This is a genomic window from Aromatoleum evansii (assembly GCF_045689615.1).
GTDB lineage: Bacteria > Pseudomonadota > Gammaproteobacteria > Burkholderiales > Rhodocyclaceae > Aromatoleum > Aromatoleum evansii.
In genome coordinates this window covers 2,083,578-2,102,410 of record NZ_CP141259.1, presented here as the reverse complement: position 1 = coordinate 2,102,410, position 18,833 = coordinate 2,083,578, and the positions used below count along the sequence as shown (strand labels likewise).

Sequence of the window (18,833 nt, the reverse complement as noted above, 5' to 3'; positions counted from 1 at the left end):
ATCAGAACCCCCGCTGAAGCGCCACGACGTCATACTTCGCCGCGGATGCGTTGTAGATCAGCCCGACGCGGTCGAGCGCACCGCCGGCCGTTGAAAGCGTGATGGACGGGAGATCGGTGCCGTAGCGCACGTTCGCGCTCCAGGTCACGGCGCGACCGCCGGTTGCGTCCTGCTTCAGTTCGAGCACGCACTTTTGCCCGTCTGCAGCCCCGGCCAGCGTGATCGTCGGATTGCCGGCGAGCGTGATGCGGATGACGTCGGCGTCAGCGAAGTCGGCGGTCATCGACGCGGCGTAGGTGACGCTCGCGATCTCCGGGATGTACGGCTTCGCACCTGCGCTTGCAGCCGCTGCGATGGCCTCGAGGATGGCGTCGAGGGTTTCGTAGGTCGCCCCCATCGCCGTCGAGTCCTGCGCGGCGATCTGGTCCGCTGCGCCCCACACGACCTTTGCGGTACGCGTGATCGCGCCGAATGCCGAGCCGGTCCAAACGACGCTGTAGAGGGCGTCCGTCGCCGACGTGTTGCGCACCGGCGTTCCAGTGGCATCGGCGCTCACGTAGTAGGTCGCGGCAGCCAGGCCGTTGAAGTCGATCGTCGCGGACGCGGCGCGGGATACCACGAGCGCCGCAGCCGGCAACCACGCGTAGCCGGCCTGAACCGTCAGGATCGTGCTGGCGCCGGTGCATTTGTAGCTGTTGGCGCCGATCACTGCAGCGGAGGAGCCAAAGAGCGCAGGAAACGCGGCGCCGAGCGAGACGGCTGCGCCGAATCCAGCGGCAAGCGACTGTCGTACGCTCTCCGCCTCCGCTTCCAGCGCATCCGCGTTGCTGTTGTGCTTTGCGACGTAGTTGGTGTCGCCGTTGGCGAACCGGAGCAACGAGAGAGTCATCAGACTTTCACCTCAATCAGCGCGCCACCTTGAAAGATGCCGGTGGCGCCATAGGGAGCGGAGCCGTACCCGCCGGGCAGCGTGGCGAGTTCGGCATAGGTCAGGGGGCGGGCATCCACACCGAAGGCCACGGTCGGGCCAATAGCGAACGTGCCCAGATCGACAGAGAACCGGTCGTAGCGGCCCGGCATCTCTTTGCTGAATCCGACAACCTCGAATCTCCCGTCAGCCGTGCGGCGCAGTCGGCAGGCGTTGCCCGGCTCTGCGTACAGGAGGTCGTGATTCGCGCGGGCGAGCGGAACATTCTTCAAGACCTCGCCCTTGGCGCCTATATCGACGTCGACCGCGTAGATCAGCGCGACGCCGTCCGTGACCAGAAGCGCAGGCCGCGTCAGAACCTTGCCGTCGAGATCGGTCTTGTTCGCGTTGATCTGCGCTTGCGTGATGTTGGTCAGGAGACTCATGCCGCGAAGCCCTCCAGTTCGAGCACGGCCGGCGCGCCGGGAGACAGGTTGCGCCGGTAGCCGGTGACGTAGAGTCGGGCGCCATCTGGCGTGGCGATGATGTCGCCGGGCTCGATGCGCGGGTCGTCGACGATGGTCATTCCGTAGGACCGCGCCGAGCGGGCGCGGTAGATCAGCTCGCGCGCGGCGATGGCCTGAGCGTGGGCATCGTTCTGCACAAGGTCGGTTTCGATGATCTCGGCCGCCTCGAGCCATTCCGGCGCGGCCGGGTCGTATGCTTCCGTCGTGTGGCGGGCGTGCACGAAGTCGTAGGGGGTGCCCCACACCTCATAGACGCCGGTACCGATGCTGGCCATCGTCAGTAGTACGCCGAATTCGAGGCCAGCGGCGATTTGTTTGCCGAGGGTGGCAGTCGGCCCGCCGAACGGCGGCGCGATATCGGGTATTGCCCAAGCGATCTTGAGCCCGAGGAAGGCGCCGATCAGGCCCGGGACAAACGCGGACGTCGTGAGCGTGATCCGGCCACCGGTGTGCGCCGTCTGGTCGTAGTCCTCGTCGCAGACGGGCAGAATCCCAGAGTTCGCGCTCTGCTTCACCACGAGCCGAGTATTCTTCGCGCGCTGGGTGCGGTCGTCGGACCAATAGACGTCCTGCCGCTGGCGCAGCTGGAAGAATCCGGCCGTGATGTTCGCATTGGCGAGCGCTTGATCCTGCTGTGCGACCTCGGTCAGCAGCGGGTCGAGCCACTTCACTTTCAGGCTGCTGATCGGCGGGCGCGAGCGGGATCCGGTCACGGAGACGATACGGTCTTCGGTGATGGTTTGGTCGGCCGCCCGGGTGACGTCGCGGCTGCGCGCCTTGAGCCGGCCGCGCGCGTCGATGAACGGCGACAGGCCGGCGGGCAGTAGCAGCGATTCAAGCATGTCCCACGCCGACAGGTCGGCGATCTGGACATTGCTGTGAGGCACTGCATACAGAATCGCCGGGAGATCGATCTCCGCCTCGGTCAGACCGCATTCGTCCGCGATGTCCCGCGCGATAATCTCCAGGCGCGTCGCCATCGGATAGATGTCGGTCACGCGCCGAACGCTGCGCCAGAACGGGAAAGCGTCGCGGCTGCGTGCGGTGATCGTCATGGAGCGCTCGCCAGACTGTAGGCGGTAGTCGTTGATTCCCTCCACGATGCCGACGAAGATGCTCACGCCGTTTTGCGCGATCTTCAGCAGATCGCCGGATGCCGGCTGGTTCGCGCCATACAACTCGGAATGCCACGACAGGCGGAGACTCGCCTCCTGCGCCGTCTGGCTTCCACCTGACACGAACGGCGAGAGGTCGAAGCCCCCTCCCGCCGTTCCGCTCACGATCTCCGCGAGCGTCGCGCTTTTGTAGAGCGTTACCGTCACGGACCGCAGAGTGTCGGCGGAAAGTGCAGAGCAATCGATCCGCATCAGCTCACCCGATCGATGATCCGCATCCGCAGGATCACGCCTTCGGTGACGAACGAATGCCGGCGCGAGATCCAGTCGAGCGTTACCTCCTCGCCGCCGACCTCGAGCCCCACCATCGCAACCTTGAATCCCTGCGCGCTGGTGTAGTTCGGCCACCACTCAACGAAACCGTTATCCGGGTCCGGCGGGTTCTGCCAGAACAGCAGCAGCGCGCGAACGTGGGCTATCTTCGTGGCGAAGGCCGTCCATTGCTCCGTGACGGTGACATCGCGGATATGCCCGGTCATAAGGGTGTTCGACGCGCCAAGCAGGGTCTTCTCGCTCGCCCAGATCGGGGGAACGATTAGATCGCCGTCGATGTTGGTCCAGTGGTCCGGCTGGTGCTCGTAGTCGTAAGTCCCGAGCGTCGGGTGAACGAGTCGCCCGCGACCCGTGCCGCCGGCCAGGGCCGGAAGAATCGTGACGGTCGCAGATTCGACGGTCGAAGCGCCTGCCCCGATCGTGAAAGACGCGGATGCGGTCAGAGTTGGCATGGAATATCCATCGAAAGGGAAAGCGTGTCCGAGCCTGCGGAGACGGCATCAACGACCGCGACACCCTCCCCTGCGCCATCCAGCGCGACGACGTTGCGCGGCGACGACAGCGCGGGGCCGACGACGCTGACGGAGACGGCCGACGGGATGCCTTCGCCCATGTCGCCGACGGCCTTCACGAGCACTGGCACGGATTCACCTGCGCGCAGGCGCTTCAACGGGATCGGCGTGCAAAGGTGCGTGGCAACGGGGCGCATGGAGAAGCCGACGGCGCCGACCTGATTCGTGTAGCCGATCGGTGCGGCAGGTTGCTCGATCGCGGCGAGACGGCGGTAGCGCTTGTCCCAGGCGATGCGTGCGTTGGCGCCGCTGATGCCGGTGAGCTTCACGGCACCCATCCAGCGGCCGGTCATGTAGTCGAGCAGGAGCACGTCGCGCGTTTCGGTGAGGACATAGCAGCGCGAGCCTTCCTCGTGGCAGATATCGCGCGGGCGACTCGGCGGGATGATCGTGTGCAGCAGCGTGCCGGTATCGAGCGCGCGAACCTCGATCGTGATGGCTGTGTCACGCGTCATCACGATGCGGTTGCGCATGCGATCGACGAGCACGGCGCGGAACGTGATTGCGCCGTACGTTGCCGGCAGCAGTTGCGTCCCGCTCGGCTGGTAGTCCGGGCCGAGCAACTGCAGCGGCCCGGTGACAAGCAAGAGCCACAGCTCGCCGCCAGCCCCCTGGTAGACGTCCTGCGCGTAGTAGCTTCCGGGCGTGTCTGCGCGACGCAGAAAGGCGCCGGTTTCGGCGTCGAACTCCCAGCGGTAACGACCCCAGCCGGGCCACCATCTCTGTCGCGTCCAGCCAGTAACAACCAGCGCCCCAGAATCTGCCAGCGCCCCTTCGTCGGCTGCAAAGTAAATCCCGTCGACGCGATCGATACACTCGAAGCCGTCGGCGCCGAGGATGTCCTCGTTGTAGCTCGCGCTCGGGATTAAATGTGCCGTGCCGGCCATCTCCGCAACGGTGCGATGCGGGATCAGATCGCCTTCGTAGGTCTGGCAGAGCATCAGATGGCGACCTCCGCAGTGATGTCGATCGCGGCGCTGGCGCCGTCGAGCGGGGCCTGGTAGTAGGTTTCTGCGTAGCCGTCGGCGTCCGTGTAGCTCGCCGCCTGCGTGAGCGCGCCGACTCCGGTCAGCGTCCAGGCGACGACCTCGCCTTCACATGGGTCAGAGTTCGCGCCGAGCACGCGCGCCGTAATGCGGGTGCGCAGTCCTGCGGTGATCGTGGCGTCAGGCGCCGGGGGGCTCACGCTCGCCGGCCGAACGGTTGCCGCCCACACGCGCAGCTCGAGCGTCGAGCCGACATCGTGCAGGGAGAGATAGACGCCGTGCAGCGCACTCCACCAGATCCCCTTGCAGGTCAGACCGATGGTCTGGATTGCACCGCGAAAGGCCTTCGCGACCCAGTCATACCGCACGACACGGCCGTCAGAGGTGCCAACGATGATCTCGTCGCGCAGCGTTCCCCAAGACAGCGATGCGGCATTCGCGAGGCCGGCGAGTGAGGCTTCCGCAACCCATCCTGCGGACAGGTCAAGCGGCTTCCAGTCGATGCGCCCGCCGATCGGGTAGATGTAGCGGTCATGCAGGCGCGCGTAGTTGTGCCCGAGCGGCGACGGAGTGTCCGACGCGAACTGATCGCTCTTGTAGAGCGTCACGCCGTCGATATCCCACTCTCCGAACGTCCCCAGTTCATCAGCGAGACCGTGCCACCGTCTACGACCGATCGGGTCGCTGCCCGTCCCGATGAGGGCGAGTCCGTATGTGAGCGACCTGTCATCGATCACCGAATATGCCGCCCCGTCAAGCTGCACGACATAGACGCCTTCGTTGATGATCGGCAACACGAGCCCACGACCGTCGATCCAGATCGGGGAGCCCGAGATGCTGTCGCCGACAGCAGCTGCGGTCAGCTTGTTCGTGACCGCGAACGGCCCGGCGAGCAGTTCAAGTGCCATCGTCAGGCCCCGCACTCAACGGTGAACGTCACACTCCCGGCGCCAGCCGGAACGAACCGTGCGGCAGCCTGCCCGTTGTGATCGGTCATGCCGGACAGCGGCGTAAGTGCTCCAAGGCCAGCGAGCGTCCATTTGACGACGCGATCAGGCGTACCGGAGAAGACGACGAGTGCAGCCTGGCCGTCGCGGATCAGCGCGGGATAGGTGCGAATGCTCATCAGCCCCCCGCCAGTTCGCGCGCGAGCCAGCCCTCGACCCATTCACGCATCGTCATGTTCGCCATTTCGGGGGAGATCACAGGGCGAATAACTGTCGGCTGCTGGCCCCGCTGCCTGCCGCTTTGGCCTTCCATGTACACGCCGAGTTTGCCGTTGGCCATGCGCTTCAGCGGGAGCGCCGCCTCGGGGCCGGCCTCCCCTGCCACACCGTTGCGCCAAGCGCCGCCCGAGGCGAACCGGAAGTACGTTGGGCGATCGAGCACCTCGCCATTTCCGAATGCGCCGCCCTTGGCAAACGGCTCAAGGTCTTTGCCTGCGAAGGCGTTCCCGAGAGCAGACGGGACAGGGGTGAAAGACCGCTCAGAGACCGGAGCACCCCCACCGAGGCCCGTGAGGAAGCTCAGGCCGGCACCGAGCAGACCACCTCCCTGGCCGCCGCTCACGAGACTGCCGAACAGTTTCTGCGCCAGTTCCGCCGCCAAGGCTTCGGCGATCATGCGCCGCACGACACGCGCAAAGCCGTCGAGCATGCCCTCGATCCCCTTCGAGAACGGATCGAAGAGGAAGTCGGCGAACGCGTCCTGCATGTTGCGTGCGGCCTGCTTGGCGAATTCGTCCATCACGCCGGTTGCCTCGTCCGTCTTGGTCGCGACGTTGCCGAGAACATCGTTCACGGTATCGCCGTACTTCTTCATTGCCGCTTCGCTTCCGACGAGTCCGAACCTGCCTTTCTCGTAGGCTTCTGCGAGCAGGAGCATGTCCGCGCGCTGGCGCTTAAGCGAAGGGGATTCGAGAAGATCGTTCAGGTCTGCCTGCTTCTTCGCAAGACGCTCCGCCCCGTTCGCAGCGTCGAATTCAGCCCGCACGAGGTCGCGGTAGGACTCGGGCATCCGCTCCCATTCCGGGGAGTTCGCGATCTCGAGGAAGGCCCGTTCAGATTTCGTCAGCTCAGCGCCGGCCGTGGCGGCGTCGAGCTGGATGTCGCGGAATCGGGCGATGGCGTCTTCCGCAGGCTTCACCGCGGCTTCGACGTCCTTCAGGAAGTCGCCGAGTACGTCTTCAGCCTTGAGGGCTTTTGCGGCCTTCGGCGTGCCCGTGCTGCCGATCGGCGGCAGCTTGATCTGGGTCCGCGTGCCGCCCTGCGCCAGCCGGTCGAGGCGGTCTGCGTTGTCCGCGGAGATGCCGGCCTGCGCCTGGATGCGCTCCTGCGCTGCGAGCACGTCGCGCAGATCGCGCAGACTGGATCCGCGCACGCCGACCATCATCCCGATCAGCCCGCCGGGGAAGCGCTTCTCCCATTCGTCGGTCTTGGCGATCATGCGATCGACGTCGGCGATGCGCTCGCGGATGTTCGCGCCATCGCCGACGCCCATCGACGCGTTGATCTGCGCGTTCAGGGTCGATGGGAGGTTGCCGATCTCCCGGTTCGCCTCCAGCGTGACGCGCAGCAGTTCATTGATCTGCGGAATCAGGCCGTTGCCGATCTGCGTCGCCGCGCCGTTCGCGAGGGTCTGCAGGCGGTCGAGATTGTCGTTGAACTCCGCGGACTGCTTCGCCATCTCCGCGGTTATCGGGTTCAGCCGCTGGCCTTCCTCGATCATCCCCTGCAGGCCGGCGCGCCCCTGCGCGAGCAGCGGCACGAGGGCGGCGTAGGACTTCCCGAGTAGATCGTTCCCGACGCGGACTTGATCGGCCTTGGAGAGCCGCGGGAACACGTCGGCGAGCTGCAGCAGCGCCTCTTCCGCCGACTTGGCACCGATGCCGAGCGAGCGGAACAGCGCCGTGCTGGATTTGTCGCCGGCGGCGACTTCGGAGAGCCGCTTGTTCAGGTTCTGGAGACCCTTCTCCAGTTCCTCGGACGATCCGCCCGAGAGCTTCATGGCGTAATCGAGGCCGTTCAGGGTTTCGACGGCAACGCCCGTGCGCTCCGAAAGCTCGTCAAGGCGGTCTGCAGCATCAACAGCGCCCTTGACCCACACGGCGAACTGCGAGGCCACGGCGACACCGCCAAGGCCAGCCAGCGCCGTGCCGACGCCTGCAAACGCCTTCGCCATCTTGTCGGCGTTGCGCTGGGCAATCTGCGCCGCCTTGCCCATGTCGCGCTCGATGTTCGCGAGCCGGGCATTGATGTCGATGGTCAGTGTGGCCAGTGCCATGTCATTCCCTGTTCTGGTTCTGGTGGTCCCTGATCGCGACCAGCTGTGTGATCAAGGTTTCCACGTCGGACACGCCGAGCATTTCGCAGACGATGGGGAGTGCGGCCCAGTCGATGCCGCCCATGAGGTTCCATGCGCGGATCGCGAGGCCGACTCCGGGGGGTTGCTCACGTGGCCGGACCTGCTCGGGCAAGTCCTGCGAGTCCAGCCACGCCGTCAGTTTTTTTGCGCTTCCTCCAGCGCGGCGACGTGCGCCTTGAATGCCTCCATGACGCGGTCGATCACCGGACCGTAGAGGTCCGGCCGGTCGCGCAGCCATTCGGCGCAGGCGTCGGCATCGAAGGTCAGCGGGTGCGGGTCGCCGCCGGGGACGATGTCCATCTCGCGGACCTTCTCCCACCCGACGACGGCGGAGGTGAAATCCCGCGTGCGCGACATGTCGGCCATCTCCACCGGCGTCGGCCGGCGGACGATGAACGCGAAGTCGGCGACCTCGACGCGCGCCTCGCGCGCGCGCCGCATCTTTTCGAGGAGCGCGCTCATGATCAGGACGCGTAGTAGTTCGGACGACCGAACATCGTCACGACGGCGCCCGTCGTCACGAGCTGCTGCGCCGCTCCGCCGGGCAGCAAGGTCGCACCGACGTAGCCGGCAAAGACCATGATCTGGCCGCCGGTGCCGAACGTGAATTTGAAGGCGCGCATGTCCTGGCCGTCCGATGCGGACTTCATCGCCACCAAGCCGGCGTCCGACACGTCCCAGATGTTGTCCATCGTGAAGTTCGACGGGTTCGCAATGCCAGGAATCTGCGTGCGGACGTTGCTGTGGATCGTGGTCGTGTCGATGAAATCGAAATCGCCGCCGGACGCGGAGATCGTCGTCGCCGTGGTGATCGACGTCCCGAAGGTGATCTTCTCGGCGGTGCCACTGGTGAAGGTGTCGAAGTCGGTCGTATTGACGCCCTCGAGCTGGAACGTGTCGGCAGTGACGCCAGCGACGCGCGCGACCATGCCGTCGATCTGGAACATGCCCTGCGCGGTCAGCAGGACATAGTCGCCGTTGCTGTAGCCGTGGGCAGTCGAGGACGCGACGCCGGGGTTCGCCTTGGTCACGGCGGTGACGGTCTTCGCGGCAGCGAGGGCCGACTGCATCGCCACTGCCACATTGCTCCATTTACGTGCGGTTGCCATTTTTGCGGGCTCCTGAAACGAAAAAGCCCGCACGCGGCGGGCAAAAAAAATCCCGCCGGAGCGGGATGGGTCTGGGGTGTTGCTGGCTTACAGGGCCAGCAGGGTTACATCGATCGTCGTGGCAAACAGCCCGGCTTCCGGGTCGAATCCGCCGGCGCGGCCGGTCGGCACTTCCTTCGCTGCGACCAGCGCGGCATTCACCGCAGCGGCGACGGCATCGGCAGATGTCCGGGTCTTCCCCCAGCACTCGACGCGCATCGAGGCAAATTCGCCGTGCGTCGTGCCGTGGATGGTCCCGATCGGCTCGGTCCCGGCGCGCGTGAAGACGACGACCGGATAGGCTGTGCCTTCGGGCATCGCGTCGGGGTAGATCCGCGTCGAGACGAGCGCCGTCAGGGCCGCATGGCCGGACAGGATCGTGTAGAGGTCGGATTCAGCGGACACGGGATGCCCTCTCGTTCAGCTTCTGGATCTGCGGGACAACGGACTGCATGAACTTCGCGATGGCAGGCGGCCCCTTTTCCTTTGCGGCATTGGTCATGAAGAACTTGCCTTCAACGAACCCCACCGGATGGCGCCGACGGCCCGTTATCGACTGCAGGTTGTACTTGCGCTTCCGGGTGACGATTCGCCCGTTGACGAGTCGCTGCTGATAGACGGTCGTGCCTGTACCGGCCGCTGCGCTTCGCGGGACAATGTTGTGACCGAACTCCACCCACCACCAGTAATAGGGATCATTGGGGTTTTGCGACCCGCTGAATCTCTTTCCTGCTGCCGCCTGCGAAGCCTTGAACTTCCGGATCTGCATCGCCTTCAATGGGCGAACCGAAACGAAGACTCCCTCGTTGCCGTCCTGCCGCGCGAACTTTGAGGCACGCACGGAAATGGCCCGCTTCACGGTGCCCGGCTTGCGCGTCTTGGTCGCCGTCCGCAGCACAGGGGCCTTCAGGCGCGCTTCCGCCTGAATGACCTTGCCGGCCTCGCGCAGCGCACCGCGCACCGCCTTCGTGCGGATCGTCTTCGCTGCGCCAGCGAGCGCCCGCTTCAGCTCCTCGATGCCTTCGAGCTGTACCGTGACGCCGTTCATGCTGCAGTCCTCACGCCCGAGATACACATCAATTCGAGGTTTTCCTTCCGGGTATTCACGTCGATGACGGAGACGATATCCAGCGTCAGCGACCCCCACACGACGCGCATCTCGCGCACGACGCCCGTCCGATACCGGATCGTCACGCGGTGGTCGGTCGCGTCCTGCATCTGCGCAGCCGCGAAGAATTCGCGGCCGCGGATCGGTTCAACGCGCGCCCATACGGTCGCAACATCAACCCACGAAACGACCTCCTCGCCGATGCTGTTCCGCGTGACGGACTTCGACTGGAGGGTGACGCGCTTGTCGAACTGGCCGGCTCCGAGTCCCATCAGAACACCCGGTAGCGATCGAGGAGTCCGTCGCCGAACGGCGTGACGACCATTTGCCGATCGGTCGCCGCCTCGCGGTTGCGATACCAGTGCCCGACCTGCAGAAGAATCCACTGCTTCAGAGCCTGCGGGCAGGATGTGCCGTAGCCGGCCGTGTAGCGCACCGTCACCGCGTTCTCAGTGTCGCGCGGCGTCGGCCATTCGGTGTCGAACACCGGGACGACGCGGCCAGGTTCGAGATGCGTGTCGAGGGTGTAGGCACTCGCATCCAGCGTCTGCAGCACGCCGGCCGCATCGATGTACTTAACGTGGGTCACGGTCGCGATGGGCGGCCACAGCAGCTCGATCTCCCGCGATGGGAAGGCGTCGAGCTTCAGCTCCCACGTCGCCAGCGCGATCGACCGCCCGGTCTGCTGCTCGCACATCTCGCGCGCAGCGGTGATCATGATTCCGAGGTCGACGTCGTCGTCCGTGCCGTCGATGCGCAGGCGCGTCTTCGCCTCGGCAACCGTGACAGGCTCGGTCGTCGTGCTGATGAGTCGGGTGGTCATGTGTGTGCGCTCCTCTGCAAAGAAGGCTCCGAAGAGCCCTCTTCACGCAGGGGCCTGAAATCAGGCCGGCGGGTTGGCGGTGGGCATGAGGTTCGGGCAGACCACGCACACCGCTGCCAGCAGCGCAGCCGTCGCGTTGTTCGCAGGCGTGATGGTCAGGCGGGTGTAGCGCTTCACGCCCTTGTAGCCCAGCTTGAAGCACTTGTCGTCGTCGCTCTGGATGAAGCTGGCGAGCACCTCGGTGCCGAGCAGGTCAGCATCAGCCACCGCCGTTGCGCCGGTCATGTCGGAGGCGTCCGACTCTTCCAGCAGCGTCGTGAATTCGGCGCCTGCATCGCCCAGCGATCCTGTCGCGATGAGGTACACGGCGGCATGGGTGTTCTGGTGATCGATGATCTGGCCGACTTGTGCGGTGTTGTCCGCGACCGAAGCGGGCGACAACACGCGCTTCACGTTGATGCAGTTGAAAAGTTCCATGATGTTGATTCCTTGAAGAGAATGAGGTGGATGGCGCCGCCGGAAAGCGGCGCCGTGCCGATTAGGCGGAGAACTTCAGGAACTTGATGGCCTCGAAATTGACCGCGCCACCACCGGTCCGCTTCGTGCTGTAAAACACCACGTACGGCTTGGCGGTGAAGGGGTCGCGCAGCGTGCGGATGCCCATGCGATCGACGATCTGGTACGCCTCCTTGAAGTCGCCGAGAGCGAGAGAAAGACTGTCCGTAGCCAGCGCGGGCATGTACTGATCGATGCGCACCGGGTATCCATTCAGGCGATCCGGAGTTCCGGCCTGCATGGAGGGCTCCCACAGATAGCGGTCGGTCGTCGCTTCCTTCAGCTTGCGGATCTTGGTCCGCACCTCGCGACGCATCACGAAGTTCGCGTTCTGCAGGTACTGATCCTTGAATGCACCGATCAGATCGTGCAGCGGGTCGCCCTTGGTGGTTGCATTGAAATCGCCGTTCGTCCCAGTCTTGACGTGCTCGAAGGTGCCCCACGAGCGACTGGAGTCGGCAGTGGCGGCCGTTGCGTAGGACGCCAAGCCCATCGGCTTGCCGGCGCCGTTGCCGGTCCAGAATGCCGTCCCTTCAACGCGCGCGAACTTGTCGGCGATCTTGCCGGCAAGCCAGGCTTCAACATCGGTGGCGGCGTCGTCGAGGATCTTCTGCGACGCCTTGGGCATGGCGTACATCTCGAAGGCCTCGATCTTCCACTTGCCCACTTGCGGCGTGGTCGTATCGGAGCGCGTACCGAGTTCAGACACCCAGCCGGCGTCGGCTTCGTTGTTGTCGACGATGCCCTCGATGTCGTTGGTGCTGATGGTCTGCACCGATGCGATCTGGCGCATCACCGACTGCTCATAGACCTTGCCCACGACGCGACCTATGGTGGCGTGCGGCAGGAAATAACCGCCGTCCGGATCAGAGCCGGCCTGCAGCGCCTTGCGCTCATTCGACTCCAGGTTATCGACCGGCACGCCGGCCACCAGCTTGAAGAATGCCGACTTATAGAGTCGGTAGCCCTCGGCATCGAATTCAGCCGGGACCGCCTTCCCCTTGCTCGCGCAGTCGGCGCGCAGGGCGATGTTGAAAGATTTCAGCTCGGAGGCGAAATCCGCTTCGGCCTTCACTTCGCTGTCGGTCTTCGGGCGGGCGAGTTTCTTCTCGATGGCATCGAACTGCTCTTTGAGGTCGGCGAGCTTTTCCATGTCGGCGCTGATCTTGGCGAGTTTGGTCTCGAGATCTCCGACAGCCTTCCCTTCGGCTTTCGCCTTCAGGATCTCGTCGTTTGTCTTCTTGAACTCGGCCCACGCCTCGCCTTGCTGGTCGATGATCTTTTTGATCTCGATCAACTCAATGTTGCCGACGACGCCGAGCAGCGCGAGGCTTGCCATGATGTCGGGCGAGAAGATGGGAACGCCAGCCATGGCGGAACCCATGGCCAGCAGAAGGACGGCAGCAATGCCGAATTTGAAGTGCGTTGCTTTCATTTTTGCGGTCTCCAGAATGAAAAAACCGCCTTGCGGCGGTCGGTTTGGTTGATGCTGTTGGCAGGCTTTCAGGCCAGCGCCGCGCCTCTGCGCCGTAGCGCTTCGACGATTTGCTGCATGTCGCCCCCATCAGAATCGCTCTGTCCGAGGCTTTTCACCCTGGCGATAAACGCCTTGGCTTCCGTGCGGCTCAAGCCTGCCTCACGCAGGTATTGCTCCGCGGATTTGAGATCTTCCAGCGTTTCGATTTGCCCCTTTACCGACGACACGCGCGAGGCGTCATTCATCGGGAAGGTGACCAGCGAAAGCTCGATCAGATCGGCTTTCTTGATGGTGCGCACGCCCGTGACGCGGTCCCAGCTGTCGTCGCGCACCCGGTAACCGATCGACAATCCGCTGAGCGCCCCCATCTTCATGAGTTCGTACGCTTCGGCGCCGCGTGCCGTCTTGAGGGCAAGTTGCCCTTTCACGCGCAAGCCGACGCTGTCTTCTTCCATCGATGTATAGACGCCGATCGGCTCGGCCTGGCGGTGCTGCCACAGCATCGCAGGCATCCTCCCGGCGGACTTTGCCGCCGACAGCGTTTCGGTGAAGGCGCCTGGCGCGACGATGTCACCGCCACGATCCTCGATACTGAAGACCGAGCCGTACCCCTCGAATGTGCCGCTGTCGCCGGTCGCCTTGAGGTCGTAAGCGAAGTCGATGGTCTTGGTAGTCATGGTCTCTTCCTTCAGTCCGCAGGGGCGGGGTCTGGCTGGCTTCCAGTGGGCGCGTGCAATGCCGAAGCGTCTCCGCCCATCGGATTGAATTCGAGTAGTGCGCGGATCTCGTCCTGCGTCAGCACCTGGCGAGTACCTCCGGCGCCGAGCATGCGGGCGAAGAATTCGCCCTGATCCTTCATGGAGCCGCGAAGCAGGCCGGCGGCGACAAACTTGAAGTACAGGCCCTGCTTGCGCTCCTTCTCCGTGAGCAGGCTCGCGTCAGCCGATTGCTCGATACGGGCATACCACGGGCTCAGCGTGTGCACGACGTGCTGGATCTGGAACTGCTCCGCGCTGGCGTAGGTTGGCGCCTTCTCGGTATGGAACACCATGAACGGCGATACGCCTGCGAACCGGCAAACCTCTTCGATCTGGAAGCGACGCGTCTCGAGGTGCTGCGCATCCATTCCGGTCATGGTCGTGGCGAGCCACTTGGCGCTGCGGTCCAATACCATTGGAGCGCCGACGTTCTCCCGCGCTTCCTTTTTCAGCCAGGCGACCAGCTTCGCCTGCTGATCAGTCGAGAGGGTCCCGTCCACGGAATAGACACCAGACGACTTGACCCCGTTCGCATGCAGACCGGCATGACTTTCCTCGGTGGCAATCGCCAGGCCGAGCGCCTCGCGCGCCAGCTTTAGGACATCCATGCCAGCGTAGCCGATCCAGGACGAGCCGCGGACGTGCCAGATCTGTTCCGCAGGGAACAGCAGCACCTGCCCGTTGCGGAGCGAGTATTTGTACTGCGCCGGCCCGAACTCGTCGGGCTGCTCCACGCACATTCGGCCCGGATCCAGCAGAATCATCTCCGCGATGCCGCTGGATATCCGATTCTTCCATGCGTACGCGTTGCCGTGCATGGCGTGGATCACCAACTGCTCGCGAAATTCGAAACTGGTCTGCCAGTCGTTCGGCTTCGTTGCAAGCAGGTCGTACAGCGGCATGTCGCGCGCGGGCTTGATCTTCGTCAGGCGATCTTCCTCGGACTCGCGGAACAGTTTGAACGGCACCTGTGCACATCCCTGCGAAACAACCTTCACGCAGGCGAACCACGTCGCCACGCGAAGCGCAGTGTCCAGGTTGATCGTCGCGCCGGCCTTTGACGATCGGCCAGACTTGGCGATCTCCGCCCACAGCGCAAGCGGGTCACTCGCCTTACGCTCCAGCGCTCGCGAAAGGAATCCCATTACCGACGGCTCCCAAGCACGCCCGCGGCGATCCCGAACAGCCCGCCTATGATCCAGCCCGCAGGCGCATACACCATCCATGCACCGTAAGAGACGGCCACGGCCCCGGCGGCCATCAGTGCGTCCGGACACCAGTCGGCCGCCACGGCGATCAGCTTTGCTTTCATGCGGCCACTTCCCAGAATGATTTGCCGGCAGAGGCCGGATTCAGCGCCATCAGCGACACCGCGTCGAACGTGGCCATCAGCGGATCGATCTTGGCTTTCCCGCTGGCCTGCTTCGTGATCGTGATCGCATTGCCCTTGTCTTCGATGCGTGCATTCCCGACGCACCACGCCATCAGCGGCGATGCACCGTGCAGCATCTCGCCGCCGGCAATCTTCCGCTCCGTCGTCTTGATCGCGCCGTTGAGCTTCCAGCCCTGCGAGACGGCGACGATCTGCTTGCGGTCGATGCCGCGCTCATCGGTCAGGAGCTCGTCGACGATGTCGCCGATCCCCGCCGCATCGACGCCGATCGCGTTTTCCTCGGGCAGCAGGCCCAGGTCGCGGATGCGGCAGACGATGTCGGCGACGGCCACGACGTCATCGCCCGGGCGCTCGACGATGGTCAGGTCGCCTTGTGCTTCGAAGTCACGCAGCCGCGGGGCAATCTCTTGCCGGCGCTGCAGGACGATCCGGTGCGCCCACGCATGCGCCCAGTGCAGCCACTTTCCTGTTCCGCTCTCGCGGCCTACTACGGAGAGCCCGAGAAGGTCATCCAGGCCACCGCCGTCGATGCCGACCACAGCCACTTCGCAGCGCGCGAGCAGGCTGTCGAGCGTCAGGCCTGACTGCCCTGCGTCTTCCCAGAAGTCGGCACCAGCCCATCGGTCGGACTGCAGCGCGAGGCCGATCTCGACGTTCGCATGCTTCGCCATGAAACCGCGGAACGATTCCTCGCCGCCGGCCTGTGCCTTGCGGAACTCCCGCTCGATGAACTCGCGATCAACCGAATACCCGAGGTTCGGATTCACCATTGGGATGTTTTCGAGCAGCAGATGTTCTTTCCGCTCGACCATCTCCGGCGGGTGCTCGAAGATCACCGGCACGAAGCGCGGGTCGTCGATCTTCCCGTCGCGCACGTCCCGGGCGTACTGCAGCTTCTGCTTGAACACGCCCGCCGGCGGATCGTCCGACTGCGTCGTCAGGTAGATGACGAAGCCTTCTGGCCGCGACGCCAGGCCGCCGATCGCCTCGCGCAGCATGTTCTCGGCGTCGGCCTGCTTGCCGAAGAGCCACAACTCATCGACCAGCGTGCCGACCGACTTCTTCCCGCCGACCGTATTGCTGTCGGCTGCGACGACCTTCAGCATCGCGCCGCTCTCGCGGTGCGTGATCGTCTTGATGTGTGTCTGAACGTGCATCAGCGCGTCCAGGTCGTCGTCCTTCTGCACCATGTCACGAGAAGGGGCATAGCTGTTGTTCGCAATCTCGATCGTCGGCGCGAGGATCGCGAACTCGGCCGACTGCCGCCAGTTCAGGATCAGCGCCGTCATCATGATCCCGGCCGCAATCGTGGACTTCGAATTCTTCTTCGGCAGGCAGATGAACCATTCGGTGATCACCCGCCGGCCGCTCTCCGGGTCGTAGGCGCCGAAGATCGACGCCACCAGGTCGAACACCCACTGCGCGCACGCCTCGCCGAAGGTCGGGCTGCCCGGAGCATCCACGATGCGCAGCTCGCGAAAGATCGCAAGCGCCTGCTCTGCCGTCTCCGGGAATACCGGCGGCGGGATGATCGATCGGCCCGAGCGCAGCCGCTCCGCCCAGTCAGGGCAGGAGGTTTTCCATTCCGGCATGGTCAGCGGTTATTGACGACCAGCTTCGGCGGCAGTGCGGAGGCGAACTTCCCGGCCGCCTTCTTCGCCTTTTCGGCCTGCTCATCCTTCTTGCCGCCGTCGTGCCGCTTCGTGTGCGTGTATTGCACCGCCGCGATGGCCGCACGAACCTGCAGCGAGGTCGCTTCGGTCTTGCCGAGGGCGATGTCCTGCAGAAGCTCGAGCATGTCCTTTTCGCCCTGCTGGATCGGGACGGGCTTCTTCTGCTTCGTGCTCGCCACGTCGCCGTCGACGCGCTTCTTGGGCTTACGGCCGGCGCCAGGACGGGCGCCGCCGCTCCTGCCTTTTACTCCGGCCATTTGATTGCCCTTTTGAAATGGGGGTTTGATTCCGTGCGTGCGAGGGAGCGCGGTTTCCAGCCTAACAGGCTGCAGACTTTTACCCCCCCCTACCCCTCGCTGAGTTCTCGCGCGCCGTCTTCACCTTGTGGCAGTCGCCGCACAGCGACTGAAGGTTGCTGTCGTCGTCAGCGCCGCCGTCGGCCAGCGCCACAACGTGATCCACCTCCGTTGCAGCAGTGACAAGCCCGAGCTTCTCGCACTCGACGCACAGCGGGTGCTCGCGCAGCCAGCATGCTCGACGCTTCATCCATCCCGAGCCGCGCTGCCGTGGCGTTGCACCGATGCGCGGGAGCGTCTTCATCGTCCCACCGCCGAGCGTCTGGAGCCTCGGCTTGAGCGTCTGGAGCCTGCCCATCAGTGCCGCACCACACGGCGCATGTAGTCGCAGATCTCGGCGGTCAGCACGTCGAGTGCTTCCTGCTCGGTCTCGCCGCCTCCGCAGATGTCCGGAAGGTCCGGACAGGTAGCGATCCACTCGCCGTCTTCCGTCTCGTGCAGCCAGCATTCCGCGTGATCGAGCTGCATGGCGCCACCTCGCGATGTATGGGTCCGGGTGCCGGATGATGCGTCTCACGACGACTGCAGGCCTTCCACCTGCTCGGATCGATCAACCTCCTTACGGGGTGATGCATCCTGGAACTGACGTAGTCGGCTTGACTGTTCCGATTAAGCGATCGCCACTCGCACGCTACCTGCTCCCATACGGGTACATCCGCAGCAAGCCCGGCCTTCGGATGGAAACAAAAAAGCCCACGACCTTTCGGAGGCGGGCTGCATCGGGACTTCTCCCGTGTATCTGATTTCGGCTTATACGCTGATCGGAATGCACAGTCAATAGACGTGGATGTTTCTGTCAGGCGATCCAGTTCGACCCCGGCTGCATCATCATTTCGATCTCGACACGCCGGGAGAGCTGCCGCCTGACGTCATCAATGCCGGTTGTCTCGATGTTCTCGACTGAAAGCCTTTCCACAATCATCCCGGTTTCAGATTCAAGCTTCGCCAGTATCGCGGCGATCTGCTTTTCTGCCTCAATGATTCGACGGTTCGTATCCATCACTCTTCCCCCACCATCCCGCAATTCCGCAGCCTATCATCGATCGCGCGCTGCGCCTTGGCCTCGATCTCCCGCATGCACTTCTGCACGCGCTGGTTCTGGTCGCTCACCGTGTTCCGATGCACGCTCGCGATATCGGCGAGTTCGTCCAAGCTCGCAGCCTTCCGCCCGAATGCCCGCATCACGAGCGCCTGGCGCAGCCGATGGTGCGACACGCACCCGGCGAGGGCCGCGCGCATGGCGTAGGAGGTCAGCCACTCGATGGCGCTCGACCACTCCCGGCCCGCCGTCTTCCCGCTGCAGCAAGCCCGGCCGCAGTCGCAATCCTCGAAGGCCGGCGCGAAGCGGGCGGCGATCACCATCTGCTGCTCGACGGGGAGCTGCCCGACCTCCGCGCGAACGAACCCAGACTGCCCGGCGCCGTCGAGCCCGACGAGGCCCTTTCCGCTGCCGATAGCGCCGCGCATGAGCTTGGACATCGGCGGGGCGTCGTACTGCTGCAGGGAGTAGTTGTACGCGAAGGTCAGCGCCGCGTGCGTGCTGTGGAAGACCGGGGCGAGAGATGTGGTCATCGGTGGGGGCCTGTCGTCGTTGTTGGGGCGCAGATGGAAGGGGTTCGAGCCTTATGCCACGCACAAGGGTCGTGCATCGGATGACGCTCAACGCACCGGCAGCGCTGCACGCCATGTGTCGTGCGCTGCTCCAGGTTCCGGCAGTCGCGGCATCCGGGCGGCGCTGG

General features: G+C 64.6%; 26 protein-coding genes. All 26 read right to left on the bottom strand.

The features are described 5' to 3' along the window. Position 1 precedes the first annotated feature (1 nt). Positions 2 to 889, bottom strand: coding sequence for a hypothetical protein (locus tag U5817_RS09735; RefSeq protein WP_407280617.1), 888 nt, complete (start codon positions 887 to 889; stop codon positions 2 to 4). Next, complete coding sequence (locus U5817_RS09730; protein ID WP_407280616.1) at positions 889 to 1,353, bottom strand: hypothetical protein; 465 nt, start codon at positions 1,351 to 1,353, stop codon at positions 889 to 891. The genes U5817_RS09735 and U5817_RS09730 overlap by 1 nt, the downstream gene beginning before the upstream one ends. After that, positions 1,350 to 2,801: a hypothetical protein gene (locus tag U5817_RS09725; protein WP_407280615.1), complete on the bottom strand. Its 1,452-nt coding sequence runs from the start codon at positions 2,799 to 2,801 to the stop codon at positions 1,350 to 1,352. The genes U5817_RS09730 and U5817_RS09725 overlap by 4 nt, the downstream gene beginning before the upstream one ends. Continuing rightward, positions 2,801 to 3,334 (bottom strand): hypothetical protein, encoded by a 534-nt coding sequence (locus U5817_RS09720; protein WP_407280614.1) that lies wholly within the window; start codon positions 3,332 to 3,334, stop codon positions 2,801 to 2,803. Before U5817_RS09720 ends, U5817_RS09725 begins: the two co-directional genes overlap by 1 nt. Further along, on the bottom strand, positions 3,322 to 4,395 hold the full coding sequence (locus tag U5817_RS09715; protein ID WP_407280613.1) for a hypothetical protein: 1,074 nt from the start codon (positions 4,393 to 4,395) through the stop codon (positions 3,322 to 3,324). The genes U5817_RS09720 and U5817_RS09715 overlap by 13 nt, the downstream gene beginning before the upstream one ends. Further along, positions 4,395 to 5,348 (bottom strand): hypothetical protein, encoded by a 954-nt coding sequence (locus U5817_RS09710; protein ID WP_407280612.1) that lies wholly within the window; start codon positions 5,346 to 5,348, stop codon positions 4,395 to 4,397. The genes U5817_RS09715 and U5817_RS09710 overlap by 1 nt, the downstream gene beginning before the upstream one ends. Before the next feature lie 2 nt (positions 5,349 to 5,350). Continuing rightward, positions 5,351 to 5,566 carry a hypothetical protein gene (locus U5817_RS09705; protein ID WP_407280611.1) on the bottom strand — a complete coding sequence of 72 codons (216 nt, stop codon included), beginning with the start codon at positions 5,564 to 5,566 and terminating at the stop codon, positions 5,351 to 5,353. After that, positions 5,566 to 7,722 (bottom strand): hypothetical protein, encoded by a 2,157-nt coding sequence (locus U5817_RS09700; protein ID WP_407280610.1) that lies wholly within the window; start codon positions 7,720 to 7,722, stop codon positions 5,566 to 5,568. The genes U5817_RS09705 and U5817_RS09700 overlap by 1 nt, the downstream gene beginning before the upstream one ends. Before the next feature lies 1 nt (position 7,723). Continuing rightward, a complete protein-coding gene (locus U5817_RS09695) occupies positions 7,724 to 7,846 on the bottom strand; it encodes a hypothetical protein (RefSeq protein ID WP_407280609.1) in 123 nt (40 codons plus the stop codon). A gap of 92 nt (positions 7,847 to 7,938) precedes the next feature. Further along, positions 7,939 to 8,265, bottom strand: a complete 327-nt coding sequence (locus U5817_RS09690) for a hypothetical protein (protein ID WP_407280608.1) — start codon at positions 8,263 to 8,265, stop codon at positions 7,939 to 7,941. A 2-nt stretch (positions 8,266 to 8,267) separates the two neighbouring features. After that, positions 8,268 to 8,912, bottom strand: a complete 645-nt coding sequence (locus U5817_RS09685; protein WP_407280607.1) for a phage tail tube protein — start codon at positions 8,910 to 8,912, stop codon at positions 8,268 to 8,270. An 87-nt stretch (positions 8,913 to 8,999) separates the two neighbouring features. Then, the gene (locus U5817_RS09680) at positions 9,000 to 9,356 is read right to left on the bottom strand and encodes a DUF3168 domain-containing protein (protein WP_407280606.1); all 357 of its coding nucleotides are present in this window, start codon (positions 9,354 to 9,356) and stop codon (positions 9,000 to 9,002) included. Beyond that, positions 9,346 to 9,999: a hypothetical protein gene (locus U5817_RS09675; RefSeq protein ID WP_407280605.1), complete on the bottom strand. Its 654-nt coding sequence runs from the start codon at positions 9,997 to 9,999 to the stop codon at positions 9,346 to 9,348. The genes U5817_RS09680 and U5817_RS09675 overlap by 11 nt, the downstream gene beginning before the upstream one ends. Beyond that, a complete protein-coding gene (locus U5817_RS09670; RefSeq protein WP_407280604.1) occupies positions 9,996 to 10,331 on the bottom strand; it encodes a phage head closure protein in 336 nt (111 codons plus the stop codon). The genes U5817_RS09675 and U5817_RS09670 overlap by 4 nt, the downstream gene beginning before the upstream one ends. Continuing rightward, positions 10,331 to 10,882 (bottom strand): phage head-tail connector protein, encoded by a 552-nt coding sequence (locus U5817_RS09665; protein ID WP_407280603.1) that lies wholly within the window; start codon positions 10,880 to 10,882, stop codon positions 10,331 to 10,333. Before U5817_RS09665 ends, U5817_RS09670 begins: the two co-directional genes overlap by 1 nt. Before the next feature lie 60 nt (positions 10,883 to 10,942). Then, complete coding sequence (locus U5817_RS09660) at positions 10,943 to 11,359, bottom strand: hypothetical protein (RefSeq protein WP_407280602.1); 417 nt, start codon at positions 11,357 to 11,359, stop codon at positions 10,943 to 10,945. A 61-nt stretch (positions 11,360 to 11,420) separates the two neighbouring features. After that, a complete protein-coding gene (locus U5817_RS09655; protein ID WP_407280601.1) occupies positions 11,421 to 12,872 on the bottom strand; it encodes a phage major capsid protein in 1,452 nt (483 codons plus the stop codon). Positions 12,873 to 12,940: 68 nt separating this feature from the next. Continuing rightward, entirely contained in the window at positions 12,941 to 13,591 is a 651-nt protein-coding gene (locus tag U5817_RS09650; protein ID WP_407280600.1) for an HK97 family phage prohead protease, read from the bottom strand. Positions 13,592 to 13,602: 11 nt separating this feature from the next. Continuing rightward, positions 13,603 to 14,817 (bottom strand): phage portal protein, encoded by a 1,215-nt coding sequence (locus U5817_RS09645; protein ID WP_407280599.1) that lies wholly within the window; start codon positions 14,815 to 14,817, stop codon positions 13,603 to 13,605. Beyond that, positions 14,817 to 14,984, bottom strand: coding sequence for a hypothetical protein (locus U5817_RS09640; protein WP_407280598.1), 168 nt, complete (start codon positions 14,982 to 14,984; stop codon positions 14,817 to 14,819). Before U5817_RS09640 ends, U5817_RS09645 begins: the two co-directional genes overlap by 1 nt. Further along, a complete protein-coding gene (locus U5817_RS09635) occupies positions 14,981 to 16,657 on the bottom strand; it encodes a terminase large subunit (protein ID WP_407280597.1) in 1,677 nt (558 codons plus the stop codon). The genes U5817_RS09640 and U5817_RS09635 overlap by 4 nt, the downstream gene beginning before the upstream one ends. 2 nt (positions 16,658 to 16,659) lie before the next feature. Then, positions 16,660 to 16,995, bottom strand: coding sequence for a hypothetical protein (locus U5817_RS09630; RefSeq protein WP_407280596.1), 336 nt, complete (start codon positions 16,993 to 16,995; stop codon positions 16,660 to 16,662). Between the two features lie 79 nt (positions 16,996 to 17,074). Next, complete coding sequence (locus tag U5817_RS09625) at positions 17,075 to 17,392, bottom strand: HNH endonuclease (protein WP_407280595.1); 318 nt, start codon at positions 17,390 to 17,392, stop codon at positions 17,075 to 17,077. Further along, the gene (locus tag U5817_RS09620) at positions 17,392 to 17,562 is read right to left on the bottom strand and encodes a type II toxin-antitoxin system HicB family antitoxin (RefSeq protein ID WP_407280594.1); all 171 of its coding nucleotides are present in this window, start codon (positions 17,560 to 17,562) and stop codon (positions 17,392 to 17,394) included. Before U5817_RS09620 ends, U5817_RS09625 begins: the two co-directional genes overlap by 1 nt. A gap of 328 nt (positions 17,563 to 17,890) precedes the next feature. Beyond that, positions 17,891 to 18,094, bottom strand: coding sequence for a hypothetical protein (locus U5817_RS09615; RefSeq protein ID WP_407280593.1), 204 nt, complete (start codon positions 18,092 to 18,094; stop codon positions 17,891 to 17,893). Continuing rightward, positions 18,094 to 18,666 (bottom strand): hypothetical protein, encoded by a 573-nt coding sequence (locus tag U5817_RS09610; protein ID WP_407280592.1) that lies wholly within the window; start codon positions 18,664 to 18,666, stop codon positions 18,094 to 18,096. Before U5817_RS09610 ends, U5817_RS09615 begins: the two co-directional genes overlap by 1 nt. Between the last annotated feature and the right edge of the window lie 167 nt (positions 18,667 to 18,833).

What these genes read in the sequence shown, in the direction of transcription:
- U5817_RS09735 (WP_407280617.1), bottom strand. Translation starts at nt 889, where the DNA reads ATGACTCTCTCGTTGCTCCGGTTCGCCAACGGCGACACCAACTACGTC.
- U5817_RS09620 (WP_407280594.1), bottom strand. Translation starts at nt 17,562, where the DNA reads ATGCAGCTCGATCACGCGGAATGCTGGCTGCACGAGACGGAAGACGGC.
- U5817_RS09630 (WP_407280596.1), bottom strand. Translation starts at nt 16,995, where the DNA reads ATGGCCGGAGTAAAAGGCAGGAGCGGCGGCGCCCGTCCTGGCGCCGGC.
- U5817_RS09635 (WP_407280597.1), bottom strand. Translation starts at nt 16,657, where the DNA reads ATGCCGGAATGGAAAACCTCCTGCCCTGACTGGGCGGAGCGGCTGCGC.
- U5817_RS09705 (WP_407280611.1), bottom strand. Translation starts at nt 5,566, where the DNA reads ATGAGCATTCGCACCTATCCCGCGCTGATCCGCGACGGCCAGGCTGCA.
- U5817_RS09650 (WP_407280600.1), bottom strand. Translation starts at nt 13,591, where the DNA reads ATGACTACCAAGACCATCGACTTCGCTTACGACCTCAAGGCGACCGGC.
- U5817_RS09710 (WP_407280612.1), bottom strand. Translation starts at nt 5,348, where the DNA reads ATGGCACTTGAACTGCTCGCCGGGCCGTTCGCGGTCACGAACAAGCTG.
- U5817_RS09645 (WP_407280599.1), bottom strand. Translation starts at nt 14,817, where the DNA reads ATGGGATTCCTTTCGCGAGCGCTGGAGCGTAAGGCGAGTGACCCGCTT.
- U5817_RS09640 (WP_407280598.1), bottom strand. Translation starts at nt 14,984, where the DNA reads ATGAAAGCAAAGCTGATCGCCGTGGCGGCCGACTGGTGTCCGGACGCA.
- U5817_RS09715 (WP_407280613.1), bottom strand. Translation starts at nt 4,395, where the DNA reads ATGCTCTGCCAGACCTACGAAGGCGATCTGATCCCGCATCGCACCGTT.
- U5817_RS09675 (WP_407280605.1), bottom strand. Translation starts at nt 9,999, where the DNA reads ATGAACGGCGTCACGGTACAGCTCGAAGGCATCGAGGAGCTGAAGCGG.
- U5817_RS09670 (WP_407280604.1), bottom strand. Translation starts at nt 10,331, where the DNA reads ATGGGACTCGGAGCCGGCCAGTTCGACAAGCGCGTCACCCTCCAGTCG.
- U5817_RS09625 (WP_407280595.1), bottom strand. Translation starts at nt 17,392, where the DNA reads ATGGGCAGGCTCCAGACGCTCAAGCCGAGGCTCCAGACGCTCGGCGGT.
- U5817_RS09720 (WP_407280614.1), bottom strand. Translation starts at nt 3,334, where the DNA reads ATGCCAACTCTGACCGCATCCGCGTCTTTCACGATCGGGGCAGGCGCT.
- U5817_RS09655 (WP_407280601.1), bottom strand. Translation starts at nt 12,872, where the DNA reads ATGAAAGCAACGCACTTCAAATTCGGCATTGCTGCCGTCCTTCTGCTG.
- U5817_RS09615 (WP_407280593.1), bottom strand. Translation starts at nt 18,094, where the DNA reads ATGGATACGAACCGTCGAATCATTGAGGCAGAAAAGCAGATCGCCGCG.
- U5817_RS09665 (WP_407280603.1), bottom strand. Translation starts at nt 10,882, where the DNA reads ATGACCACCCGACTCATCAGCACGACGACCGAGCCTGTCACGGTTGCC.
- U5817_RS09700 (WP_407280610.1), bottom strand. Translation starts at nt 7,722, where the DNA reads ATGGCACTGGCCACACTGACCATCGACATCAATGCCCGGCTCGCGAAC.
- U5817_RS09695 (WP_407280609.1), bottom strand. Translation starts at nt 7,846, where the DNA reads ATGGGCGGCATCGACTGGGCCGCACTCCCCATCGTCTGCGAAATGCTC.
- U5817_RS09730 (WP_407280616.1), bottom strand. Translation starts at nt 1,353, where the DNA reads ATGAGTCTCCTGACCAACATCACGCAAGCGCAGATCAACGCGAACAAG.
- U5817_RS09725 (WP_407280615.1), bottom strand. Translation starts at nt 2,801, where the DNA reads ATGCGGATCGATTGCTCTGCACTTTCCGCCGACACTCTGCGGTCCGTG.
- U5817_RS09660 (WP_407280602.1), bottom strand. Translation starts at nt 11,359, where the DNA reads ATGGAACTTTTCAACTGCATCAACGTGAAGCGCGTGTTGTCGCCCGCT.
- U5817_RS09690 (WP_407280608.1), bottom strand. Translation starts at nt 8,265, where the DNA reads ATGAGCGCGCTCCTCGAAAAGATGCGGCGCGCGCGCGAGGCGCGCGTC.
- U5817_RS09610 (WP_407280592.1), bottom strand. Translation starts at nt 18,666, where the DNA reads ATGACCACATCTCTCGCCCCGGTCTTCCACAGCACGCACGCGGCGCTG.
- U5817_RS09685 (WP_407280607.1), bottom strand. Translation starts at nt 8,912, where the DNA reads ATGGCAACCGCACGTAAATGGAGCAATGTGGCAGTGGCGATGCAGTCG.